Origin of the sequence: Palleronia aestuarii (assembly GCF_003253995.1) — a bacterium.
GTDB lineage: Bacteria > Pseudomonadota > Alphaproteobacteria > Rhodobacterales > Rhodobacteraceae > Palleronia > Palleronia aestuarii.
The window spans coordinates 1-11589 of the sequence record NZ_QKZL01000007.1; the positions used below are offsets into that span (position 1 = coordinate 1).

Genomic DNA, 11589 nt, shown 5'->3' on the forward strand with positions numbered 1-11589 from the left:
CGCCGGCACAGCGTCGAGTAGTCCGGCACCGACCAGTCGAGCCCCATGAGCTTCAACAGGCTCGCCACGAAGCCCGTTGTCTGGCGAAGCGGCAGGCCGAACAGCACCTTGATGGTCAGGCACGCTTGGATCGCCGCGTCCGAGAAGGTTTGCTGCCGCCCCTGCTTGCCCGAAGGCGCCGCGTGCCAAGCCATGCCCGGGTCGAACCAGACCGTCAGAGACCCGCGCTCACGCAGCGACGCGTTGTAACTCGACCAGTTCAGGGTGCGGCAACGGGTGGGCGCAGGCTTGGACATGCCGGACAGCTATGTCGCTGGACTCACGATGTGAATCCCACGCAGGCTTTCTGCAACAAGGCCGCCCGTCGGAACAACAAGAACAGTTTTTACAATCTCACCCGCACTTGGAGTAACCACAGGCCGAGCACGTCATGCACCCCTCGGCCATGTGAAGCTCGAAGCTACCGCAGGATGGACAGGCGCGGGCGGGCGTGCCGGCGAGGGCGACGATCCGGGCTTCGGGATCGGATTTCAGGCCCATTCCCTCGCTCGCGATGAAGCCCGTCGAGAGCAGGTGCCGCTCGATCACGCCGCCGATCGCGGCCAGGATCGAGGGAATGTACTTACCCTGCAGCCAGGCACCGCCGCGGGGGTCGAAGACGGCCTTCAGCTCCTCGACCACGAACGACACGTCGCCGCCGCGCCGGAACACCGCGGAGATCATCCGGGTGAGCGCCACGGTCCAAGCAAAATGCTCCATGTTCTTCGAATTGACGAAGATCTCGAACGGCCGGCGATGGCCGTTCTGCACGAGGTCGTTGATCGTGATGTAGAGCGCATGCTCGCTGTCGGGCCATTTCAGCTTGTAGGTCTGTCCCTCGAGCGATTGCGGGCGTTCGAGGGGTTCGGACATGTAGATCACGTCCGCCTCGGCTGCGATTGGCGGGGCCGCGGACGATGGGTCTTTCGAGGGGGTGGGACCGTCGCCCGTCAGGAGCCAGTCCGCCGTGACATCCAGGCCGCCTGCAAGCCGCGCAGCCAAGTCCTCGGTGACAGGGGCCTCCTCCGCGACGAGCGCGCGCAGGAGGCTGCGTTCCAGTCCCAGTGCCGCCGCCGCGTCGTCCGGCGTGGCGTGGCCCTTCCGCGATATCGCTGCCCCAAGTCGCTCGCCCCACCCTTTCGCGGCGACGGCGGCATCGGTTGCCGTGACGGCGAGGACGCTTCCCGTGACGGCGTTCGGGCGGTAGGTCGTGCACCCCTTGCAGCCACTTTCGTAGGCCGCCTCGTAGACGTCGCGAAACGCCTCGAACGAGATGTCCTCGGGGCAGTTGATCGTCTTCGAGATGGAGGAATCGACCCATTTCTGCGCCGCCGCCTGCATCCGGACGTGATCGAGCGGGGCGAGCGACTGCGCGGTGACGAAATGATCCGGCAGGTCCGCGTCGCCGTTGCGCTCCCGCCAGAGGGCGACGGCATAATCGACGACCTCCTCCTCGCGCCTCGATCCATCCTTCTGCAGCACCTTGCGGGTATAGGCATGGGCAAAGACCGGCTCGATCCCCGATGAGACGTTGCCCGCATAAAGGCTGATCGTACCCGTAGGCGCGATGGAGGTGAGGAGCGCATTGCGGATCCCGTCCCGCGCGATGGCGTCCCGGACATCGGCATCCATCCCGGCAAGGGTTCCGGAGGCCAAGTATTTTTCCGCGTCGAAGAGCGGGAAAGCCCCCTTCTCCGCTGCCAACCGCGATGACGCGAGGTACGCGGCGCGGGCGATCCGGTGCAACCAGCCCTCCGTCAGACGCGCCGCCTCCTCGGAGCCGTAGCGCTGGTTCGTCATGGCGAGCGCATCGGCGAGCCCCGTCACGCCGAGGCCGATACGGCGCTTCGCGGCCGCCTCCCGCGCCTGCGCCTCGAGCGGAAAGCGGCTCGCGTCGACCACGTTGTCCATCATCCGCACCGCGGTGGCGACGAGATCGTCAAGCGCCTCCTCATCGAGCCGGGCCTCGCCGGTGAACGGCGAGAGTACCAATCTTGCGAGATTGACGGAGCCGAGGAGGCACGCGCCATAGGGCGGCAGCGGCTGCTCTCCGCACGGGTTGGTCGCCGCAATCGTTTCGCAATAAGCGAGATTGTTCATCTCGTTGATGCGGTCGATGAAGATCACGCCCGGCTCCGCGTAATCATAAGTCGACCGCATGATCCGGTTCCAGAGATCGCGCGCCGAGATCGTGGAGAAAACCCGCCCGTCGAAGACGAGATCCCAGGATGCGTCGGCCTTTACGGCCTCCATGAAGGCGTCGGTGACGAGCACGCTCACGTTGAAGTTCCTGAGCCGGGCCGGATCGGACTTCGCGGTGACGAACTCCTCGATGTCGGGATGATCGCAGCGCATCGTCGCCATCATCGCGCCGCGCCGTGCACCCGCCGACATGATCGTGCGGCACATCGCGTCCCAAACATCCATGAACGAAAGCGGCCCCGACGCATCCGCCGCCACTCCTTTCACGTCCGCGCCCTTCGGCCGGATCGTGGAGAAGTCGTAGCCGATCCCGCCCCCCTGCTGCATCGTCAGCGCCGCCTCGCGCAGATGCTCGAAGATGCCGCCCATCGAATCCGGCACGGTGCCCATGACGAAGCAATTGAAGAGCGTGACAGAGCGATCCGTCCCCGCGCCCGCGGTGATCCGTCCGGCAGGCAGGAACTTGAAGCCATCGAGCGCGGCGTAGAACCGATCCTCCCAGAGATCGGGATCCGCCTCCACCGCCGCCGTGGCACGCGCGATCCGCCGCCAGGTCTCCTCGACGCTCCGGTCGATCGGCGATCCGTCCGCCGCCTTCAGGCGGTACTTCATGTCCCAGATCTGTTCGGATATGGGAGCGGCAAAGCTGCTCATGGCGTGGCACTTTCCTGCGGGTGGGAGCGTTCACGCTAGGGATCCGGTGGGGCCGGGTCAACGCCGGGCGCATGATCCGGGGGATCATGGTGTCGCGACGGCCACGGAGTGTAGGAGATCGGGGGAAAGTGATGTCGGGTGCTCTGAACATGCTGAAGCTCAGCGTGGGGACGGAGAGTGTCGCGGGGCTCGAGCGGTTCCAGAGCCAGCGCGCGGCGGAGCGTGGCGGGCGTCGCTTCCACGTGACCCGGATGTGGCCGAAACGGGCGGAGGAGATCCTCGATGGCGGATCGATCTACTGGGTGATCCAGCGCGTGATCCTCGCACGTCAGGCGATCACGGGCTTCGAGGAGATCACAAGCGAGGACGGCATCCGGCGCTGCGCCATCCAGCTCGATGCGAGGATCGTCCGGACCGAAGCGGTTCCGAAACGTCCGTTCCAGGGCTGGCGCTATCTCCCGCAGGCGGACGCGCCGGCCGATCTGGGCGAAACGCGCGAGGGCGAGACGGATCTGCCGCCGCGCCTGATGGCCGCCCTCGCGGAAATCGGCGTCCGCTAAGAAGAGAGCTTCGTTTCGAGAAGCTCGCTCCGGGCGTGGCGCCCGATATCGGAGAGGAGGCGCGAGAGCCGGTCGCGGCTCGGCCCGTCCCATTCCGCGTTCCGCGCGCGGAAGAGCGTGGCCTGGCTCGCATGAATCGGACCGTCGGTGAGGATCTTGAGGTGGTTGGCGCGCAGCGTCTCGCCTGTCGAGGTGATGTCCGCAATGGCCTCCGCAGTCTCGTTGCGGACCGTCCCTTCGGTCGCCCCCTGGCTGTCGACGAGCTGGTAATCGGCGACGCCATGCGCGCGCAGGTATTCCCGCACGAGGCGGTGATACTTCGTGGCGATCCTGAGCCGGAAGCCGTGGCGGCGGCGGAAGGCGGCGGCGGCGGCGTCGAGATCCTCGAGCGTGTCGACATCGACCCAGAAACGCGGGACGGCGAGAACGAGGTCGGCATGGCCGAAACCCATCGGCGCCAGCACCTCCACCTTGTCGTCCCAACCGGCGAGCGTGTCGCGCACGAGATCCGATCCGGTCACGCCGAGATGGATGCGGCCCGCGGCGAGTTCGCGCGGAATTTCGCCCGCGCTCAGCATGACGAGTTCCACATCGTCATGCTCCACCAGCCCCGCATATTCGCGCTCCGAGCCCCCGCGCCCCATCGCGAGGCCGCGTTCGCCGAACCAGTCGAAGGTCTTTTCCATCAGACGGCCCTTGGACGGCACACCGAGCTTCAGCATGGAGATGTCCCCGCAAGGCAGATTGCCGGCCGGATCACCCCGCCCACCGCCGGGACGGACCGCCCCGCCCCGATGACGCGGGTGAGCGCGTCGTAGCGTCCGCCGGTGGCGATGGGGGCGAGGTCCGGCCGACCGCGAAGGGTGAAGGCGAAGACGAACCCGTCGTAATATTCCATCGAGCTGCGGCCGAGGCTCGCCTCGAAGGGGATACGGTCCGCCGGTATCCCCCGATCCCCGAGGGCCGCGAGGCGACGTTCGAAGCGGTGAACGGCAGCGCGGATCGCGGGCAGGTCCACCTCGATATCGCGCAGGCGTTCGAGGGCGTCGGCGGAGTTGGAGGCGATCGCGAGGATGTCGTCGATGGAAGCCACGGCGGAAGCGGCGATCGGCGGCTCCTCCGCATCGGCCCGGAGCGCCTCGATCCGCTCCAGCACCTCCGCCCGCCCGCGCAGCCCGATCTCGGGTCCCGCCTCGGCCATCGGATCGGCGGCGGCGAGCAGGGCCGTCCGCGTTGCGGGCGGCTTCGTGCGCCCGGCGAAACGGTCGAGAAGCGCGCGGAACCGCTTCGGGCGCCAGATATGACGCAGGAGCGCCGCCCGTCGCCGCTCCGAACAGGGAAGGCCGCGTACGGCAGCCGTGATGAGGCCGATATCGCCGATGGCGATCGAGGGCCGGAGCGGCGCGAGGGCGTCGTGGAAAAGCGCGAAAACCTCCGCATCCGCCGCCGCGGGATCGTCGCCGCCGAAAAGCTCGAAGCCCACCTGCATGTATTCGGCGGGACGCTCCGGCGCGTGTTCCTGCCGCCGGAAAACCTCGCCCGCATAGGCGTAGCGCGCGGGATCGCCCCCCTCCTCCATGTGCCGACGCACGAGGGGCACGGTGAAGTCGGGACGCAGCATCAGCTCCCCCCCGTCGGGTCCCGCCGTCGTGAAGGCGCGCGCCCGGATGTCTTCCCCGTAGAGGTCGAGGAGCCCGCCCGCGGGTTGCAGGATGTCGGTCTCGGTCCGCACGCCGCCCGCGTCCTCGAAGACCGAGAGAAGCCGCATGGCCTCCGCCCGCTCCGCGGCCCTGTCCGCAGGAGAGGTCATCGCAGCCGCGCTTCGATCTCTTCGACGAGGCGGTCGCGCGGGCACTCGACCTGGGCGGGCTGCGCCCGCCATTCCTCGTGGCTCACTTCTTCCGCGAGCCTGGCGCCGAGCACGAGGTCCTTGATCTGCACGACGCCCCGCGCGCGTTCGTCCTCGCCCTGGATGATGGCGAGAGGCGCGCGTCGCTTGTCGGCATATTTGAGCTGGTTGCCGAAATTCTTCGGATTGCCGAGATAGACCTCCGCACGGATACCGGCCCGGCGCAGATCGGACGCGATCTTCTGGTACTCGTCCATGGCCGAGCGATCCATGACGGTCACGATCACCGGCCCGTCCGCCTCGGCCACGTCCGCGTTCCGCGCGGCGAGCGCCGCAAGGAGCCGGTCGACACCGACCGACACGCCCGTCGCGGGCACTTCCTGCCCGGTGAACCGCTTCACGAGATCGTCGTAGCGCCCGCCCCCCGCGACGGAGCCGAATTGCCGCGGCTGCCCCTTCTCGTCCGTGACCTCGAAGGTCAACTCCGCCTCGTAGACGGGACCGGTGTAGTAGCCGAGGCCCCGCACGACGGAGGGGTCGATGACGATGCGGTCGGCACCGTAGCCTTGAGCATCGACCAGATCGGCGATCTCGCGGAGTTCCGCGACCCCCGCGCACCCGGTCGCACTGTCAGCGACGAGGTCGCCGAGCCGATCCAGTGTCGATGCGTTCGTTTCGCACCGCGCGCCGACGAAGCTCAGCACGGCATCGGACGAGGACGCCGAGAGCCCAGCCCCCTTCGTGAAGTCCCCGCTTTCGTCGCGGCGGCCTTCCCCCAGGAGGGCACGGACGCCGTCCTCGCCCAACCGGTCGAGCTTGTCGATGGCGCGCAGCACGATGCCGCGTTCCGCCTCGTGCTCCGGGCCACCGATCCCCGCGACGTCCATCACGCCGTTCAGGACCTTGCGATTGTTGATCCGCACGACGTAATCGCCCCGCGCGATCCCGACCGCCTCCAGCACGTCGCAGAGCATCGCGCAAATCTCCGCATCGGCAGCCATCGAAGCGGAGCCGACCGTGTCCGCGTCGCATTGATAGAATTGCCGGAACCGTCCGGGCCCCGGCTTCTCGTTGCGCCAGACGGGACCGACCTGAAAGCGGCGGTAGGGCTGCGGCAGCTCCTGGCGGTACTGCGCGGCGACCCGCGCGAGGGGCGCGGTCAAGTCGTAGCGTAGCGCGAGCCAGCCCTCGTCCTCCTCCCAGGCGAAGACGCCCTCGTTCGGACGGTCGACGTCTGGCAGGAACTTGCCCAGCGCCTCCACCGTCTCCACGGCCGAGGTCTCGAGCGCGTCGAAGCCGTAGAGGTGATAGATCCGCTTGATCGACGCGAGCATCTCGTCGCGGCGCGTGACCTCCGCCCCGCGATAGTCGCGGAACCCCTTCGGCGTCTGTGCCTTGGGGCGGGGTTGCTTCTTCTGCTTCGCCATGAATGGTCCCCGCTTGCGGATCGCCGGTCGTCTAGCCCAGAGGGGAACTCATCGCAAGCAAGCCCGGCGGGGCCTTGATAGGAGAACGGAATGGAACGGGATGCGATCGAGGAACGGCTGGCCCATCTCATCCGTACGACGGACGAGCTGTCCGACGTGGTCGCGGCCCAGGCCGACCGCATCGACCTTCTCGAGCGGCGGGTGGAAATGCTGATGGCGCGGGAGGCCGAGCGCGAGGCCGCCGGGGGCGGCGGCGTGGTCCTGGGCGACGAGCGCCCGCCGCACTGGTAGCTCAGCCGGACCCCGTCGCCACGATCCGCCCCCCGTCGATCAGCAGGATGACGAGCCCCGTCGTCGCACCGAAGGTCGGGTAGATCGTGACGAATGTCGTCCGCCGTTCGAGCGCGTCGATCCGGCCCGCCGGACAGGGAACGCCCGCACCGACGCCGCAGACCCGCCCCTTCACCTGCTCATAGGCCCTGTCGAGATCGGAGTAGGGCACCCGGTTCGACGGGTCGTAGCGCAGGGTCTCGTGCACGAGCGGGCTGCCGAAGAGGAGGAGGGCGGCGGTCACCTGTCGCGCGCAATTGTCGGTGAACCCCGTCACGTACTGCGTGCGCGGCGCCGTCGATCCCGGCGCGGTATCGTGGATCCGCCAGCGGGTGCGGCCGGTCTCTGGCGCCGCCGCAACCTCGACGCCCCGCGCGGTACGCGACAGCCCGCAAGCCGTCCCGACCTCGCCCGGAGCGAGCGGACCGGAGGAGGTGACCATCGGGCCCGATCCCGGCGGCACGCAGGCCGCGAGGAGCAGACAGAGTGCTGTCGCGCGGATGCCGCTCATACGTCCTCGACCGCCAGCACCCCGCCGAGCGACTTGAGCGCGCCCTTGATCTGCGGCGTGACGGGGAAATCGGCGCCCAGCGCCACCTCCACCTCGCCCGGCAGGTCCGGATCCATGAGACAAAGGCTCACCGGCCCGCTTCCGCGGATGCGGCCCTCATTGCGCGCCCGGTCGAGGACGGAGGCCACGAGCGCCACCGCATCCGCCTCCTCGACATAGATCCGCAATCCAGACCCGCCCGCATTCGCCACGGCGACGTCGATCGGGGCGACGGAACGGGCGAGGAGCTTCAACTGCTCCGCCTCCATGGTCGCCTCGACCTGAACGACGACGTTCGACCCGGTCTCCAGATGCTCGCGGGCGGCCTCGAGCGTATCGGAGAAGATCGTAACCTCGTAGAGCCCGGTCGGATCGGACAGCTGGACGAAGGCGAAACGGTTGCCGCGCGCGGATTTGCGCTCCTGCCGCGCGGACACGGCGCCCGCGAGTTTCGCGACGCAGGGCCCCTGCAGGGCCCGTTCCGTCAGCGCCTCGAGCGTCAAGATGCCCTTGCGCTTCAGCGGCGCCATGTAATCGTCGAGCGGGTGGCCCGAGAGGTAGAAGCCGATCGCCGCATGTTCCTCCGTCAGCCGCTCCGTCGGCAGCCAGTCGTCGACGGGAGAGAGCCGCGGCTCCGGCAGATCGTCTCCGGCTTCCCCGAAGAGGGAGACCTGGGAGGAGGTCTTCTGCTCGAAGATGGCGGCGGAATAGGCCACGAGCGCGTCGAGGCTCTGCAGGACCCGCCGCCGGTTGCCGTCGAGCGCGTCGAACGCGCCGGCGCGGGCCAGCATCTCGAGTGGGCGCTTGCCCACCCGCTTCAGATCCACCCTCCGGGCAAGGTCGTAGAGCGTGGCGAAGGGCCGGTCGCGCCCCACGCACTGCTGCGCTGTCATCGCCGCTAGCGAGGGTTCCGCAACTCCCATCGCGCCATGGGCTTGACCCGGGGCTTCACCCCCTGGGACCGCGAGATCCCGGCTCGAGCCCGCGACGCCATCGGCCTGATCGCGACGGCCCGCCACGATGAGACCCATCGCCTCGAGCCCCACCCCCTTGAGCGCGCCGAGACCATAGACGATCTTTCCGTCATCGACGGAGAAGGCGGCTTCGGAGCGGTTCACGCAAGGCGGAACGATCTCGATCCCGAGCCCGCGACGCACCTCCTCGGCATAAATGGCGAGCTTGTCGGTCAGGTGGATGTCGCAGTTCATGACGCCCGCCATGAACTCGACCGGGTGGTTCGCCTTCAGCCAGGCGGTCTGATAGCTCACCACCGCATAGGCCGCGGCGTGGGACTTGTTGAAGCCGTAATTGGCGAACTTGTCGAGGAGGTTCCAGACCTCCAGCGCCTTCTTCTCCGGCACGCCCTTCGCCTTCGCGCCCGCCAGGAACTTCGGCCGCTCGGCATCCATCGCGGCCTGGATCTTCTTGCCCATCGCGCGGCGCAGCATGTCGGCGCCACCGAGCGAGTAGCCGGCCATTTCCTGCGCGATCTGCATCACCTGTTCTTGGTAGACGATGATGCCCTGCGTCTCGTCGAGGATATGGTCGACGAGCGGATGCAGCGTGTCGCGGGCGGAAAGCCCGTTCTTGACCTCGCAATATTTCGGGATGTTCTCCATCGGGCCGGGCCGGTAGAGCGCGACGAGCGCCACAATGTCCTCGATGCACGTTGGCTTCATGCGCCGCAGCGCATCCATCATGCCCGAGCTTTCCACCTGGAACACCGCGACCGTCTTGGCTCCGGCATAGAGGCGGTAGGATTTCTCGTCGTCGAGCGGGATGAGGGCGATCTGGTTCTCCGTGCCTTCGGGGGGATCGTAGAGCGTGACGCCATCCGGCGCGACATGAAGCGAACGCGTCGCGGTGATGAGGTCGACCGCGTTCTGGATCACCGTCAGCGTCTTCAGGCCCAGGAAGTCGAACTTCACGAGCCCGGCCTGCTCCACCCATTTCATGTTGAACTGCGTAGCCGGCATGTCGGAGCGCGGATCGCGGTAGAGCGGCACGAGCTCGTCGAGCGGCCGGTCCCCGATCACCACGCCCGCCGCGTGGGTGGAGGCGTTGCGCAGGAGGCCCTCGACCTGCTGGCCATAGGTGAGAAGCCGGTTCACCACCTCCTCGTTCTTCGCCTCCTCCCTGAGACGCGGCTCGTCGGCGAGCGCCTTCTCGATGGAGACGGGTTTCACCCCCTCGACGGGGATCATCTTCGAAAGCCGGTCCACCTGCCCGTAGGGCATCTGCAGCACCCGGCCCACATCGCGCACGGCGGCCTTCGACAGGAGCGCGCCGAAGGTGATGATCTGCCCGACCCGGTCGCGCCCGTAGCGCTCCTGCACGTAGCGGATCACCTCGTCGCGGCGATCCATACAGAAGTCGATGTCGAAGTCGGGCATCGACACCCGTTCGGGGTTGAGGAACCGCTCGAAGAGAAGCGAGTAGCGCAGCGGATCGAGGTCGGTGATCGTCAGCGCGTAGGCCACGAGCGAACCCGCGCCCGATCCGCGGCCGGGGCCCACCGGGATCTCCCGATCTTTCGACCACTTGATGAAGTCGGCGACGATGAGGAAATAGCCGGGGAACCCCATCCCCTCGATGATGCCAAGCTCGAATTCGAGCCGCGCCTCGTATTCCGCGACCTCCGCCGCATGGGGGATGACGGCGAGGCGCTCGGCGAGCCCGGCCTTCGCCTGGCGCCTCAGTTCCTCGACCTCGTCGTCGGCGAAGCGCGGCAGGATCGGGTCGCGGCGGGAGACGGCGAAGGCGCAGCGGCGCGCGATCTCCACCGTGTTCTCCAGCGCCTCCGGCAGATCCGCGAAGAGCGTCGCCATCTCCGCGGGCGACTTGAGGTAATGCTGCGCGGTCAGTCTGCGGCGTGGCTCGTTCTGGTCGACATAGGCGCCTTCGGCGATACAGATCAGCGCGTCGTGCGCCTCGTACATCTCCGCCTTCGGGAAATAGACGTCGTTCGTCGCGACGAGCGGCAGGTCCATCGCATAGGCCATCTCGACATGGCCGCGTTCGGTAAGCCGCTCGATCTCCGCGAGCGCCCCGCCCTCGCCCGGATGGCGTTGCAGCTCGACGTAGAGACGGTTCGGAAAGATCGCGGCGAGCCGTGCGAGAAGCGCCTCCGCCTTCGGCCTCTGGTTCTGCGACAGGAGCCGTCCCACGGGGCCATCCGGCCCGCCCGACAGACAGATGATCCCCTCGCCATGCGCGGCGAGATCGTCGGGCGTGACATGGGGATCGGACGCCTCCCCGCGCAGATAGAGGGCGGAATTGAGCTTCATGAGGTTCGCGTAGCCCTGCGCGTTCTGCGCGAGGAGAACGAGCGGCGCGGGCGGCGCGGCCTGCCGGCCCTGCGCCACCTCGCCGTATCCCGACACGCCGATCTGGCATCCGACGATGGGCTGCACGCCCGCATCCATCGCGCCCACGGAGAATTCGAGGGCGGCGAACATGTTGTTCGTGTCGGTGACGGCGACGGCCGGCATCCCCATTCCGGCGACGAGCCCCGGCAGCTTCTTCAGCCGCACCGCCCCCTCGAGGAGCGAATATTCGGTATGGAGACGGAGGTGGATGAAACGCGGTTCTTTTCCCATGTCCGGAGGGTATCGTGCGGCCGCGGGGCAAGCCAGATCGGAATCGGCCGTAGATCGGCGATCTTGGCTTCGCCGGCCCGACCTCCTAGATTGCCGCCGACAGGAAAGGGGATCGGACCATGCGCAACATTCTGGGGCTCGCCCTCGTCATCATCGTGGTCATCGCGATCCTCGTCTATGCGGGAGTGCTGAACCTCACGCCGGATGGCGAGCGGGCGCTAGAGGACGCGCAGCGCAATGTCGGCGAGGCCGTCGAGGATGCCGGACGCGCGATCCAGGGGTCCGGGAACTGACGAAAGGCCTTCGCGACACTGTCGCGTCACGCTCGGGCACAGCTTCACGACGCCCGGGCAATCGTGGCTCTTGCAATACGGCGGCT

At 67.8% G+C, this 11589-nt stretch carries 10 protein-coding genes; 3 read left to right on the forward strand and 7 right to left on the reverse strand.

The features are described 5' to 3' along the window. Both LX81_RS10055 and LX81_RS10060 read right to left on the reverse strand, forming a co-directional pair. Window positions 1–296, reverse strand: a 296-nt coding sequence (locus LX81_RS10055) for a transposase (protein WP_211322746.1), incomplete at its 3' end; no start/stop codon positions are given. 97 nt (window positions 297–393) lie between these two features. Then, complete coding sequence (locus LX81_RS10060) at window positions 394–2895, reverse strand: adenosylcobalamin-dependent ribonucleoside-diphosphate reductase (protein WP_111537196.1); 2502 nt, start codon at window positions 2893–2895, stop codon at window positions 394–396. 131 nt (window positions 2896–3026) lie between these two features. On the opposite strand from LX81_RS10060, the gene LX81_RS10065 reads away from it, so the two are divergent. Then, window positions 3027–3455, forward strand: coding sequence for a DUF1489 family protein (locus LX81_RS10065; protein WP_111537197.1), 429 nt, complete (start codon window positions 3027–3029; stop codon window positions 3453–3455). Here LX81_RS10065 and hisG read toward each other — a convergent pair. From hisG to hisS, 3 genes are read right to left on the reverse strand one after another with little or no spacing between them, the layout of a single operon-like run. Continuing rightward, window positions 3452–4177: an ATP phosphoribosyltransferase gene (gene hisG / locus LX81_RS10070; protein WP_111537198.1), complete on the reverse strand. Its 726-nt coding sequence runs from the start codon at window positions 4175–4177 to the stop codon at window positions 3452–3454. The two genes, LX81_RS10065 and hisG, sit on opposite strands and share 4 nt — an antisense overlap. After that, window positions 4171–5265 carry an ATP phosphoribosyltransferase regulatory subunit gene (locus LX81_RS10075; protein WP_111537199.1) on the reverse strand — a complete coding sequence of 365 codons (1095 nt, stop codon included), beginning with the start codon at window positions 5263–5265 and terminating at the stop codon, window positions 4171–4173. The genes hisG and LX81_RS10075 overlap by 7 nt, the downstream gene beginning before the upstream one ends. Next, entirely contained in the window at window positions 5262–6731 is a 1470-nt protein-coding gene (hisS, locus tag LX81_RS10080; RefSeq protein ID WP_111537200.1) for a histidine--tRNA ligase, read from the reverse strand. The genes LX81_RS10075 and hisS overlap by 4 nt, the downstream gene beginning before the upstream one ends. Before the next feature lie 90 nt (window positions 6732–6821). Between hisS and LX81_RS10085 the strand changes: the two genes are divergently transcribed. Then, window positions 6822–7022: a SlyX family protein gene (locus tag LX81_RS10085; RefSeq protein ID WP_111537201.1), complete on the forward strand. Its 201-nt coding sequence runs from the start codon at window positions 6822–6824 to the stop codon at window positions 7020–7022. Window position 7023: 1 nt separating this feature from the next. On the opposite strand, the gene LX81_RS10090 is transcribed toward LX81_RS10085, so the two are convergent. Next, window positions 7024–7572, reverse strand: a complete 549-nt coding sequence (locus LX81_RS10090; protein ID WP_111537202.1) for a hypothetical protein — start codon at window positions 7570–7572, stop codon at window positions 7024–7026. Then, complete coding sequence (dnaE, locus tag LX81_RS10095) at window positions 7569–11210, reverse strand: DNA polymerase III subunit alpha (protein ID WP_111537203.1); 3642 nt, start codon at window positions 11208–11210, stop codon at window positions 7569–7571. The genes LX81_RS10090 and dnaE overlap by 4 nt, the downstream gene beginning before the upstream one ends. Window positions 11211–11329: 119 nt before the next feature. Between dnaE and LX81_RS22175 the strand changes: the two genes are divergently transcribed. Continuing rightward, window positions 11330–11503 (forward strand): hypothetical protein, encoded by a 174-nt coding sequence (locus tag LX81_RS22175; RefSeq protein WP_170133909.1) that lies wholly within the window; start codon window positions 11330–11332, stop codon window positions 11501–11503. Window positions 11504–11589 lie beyond the last annotated feature (86 nt).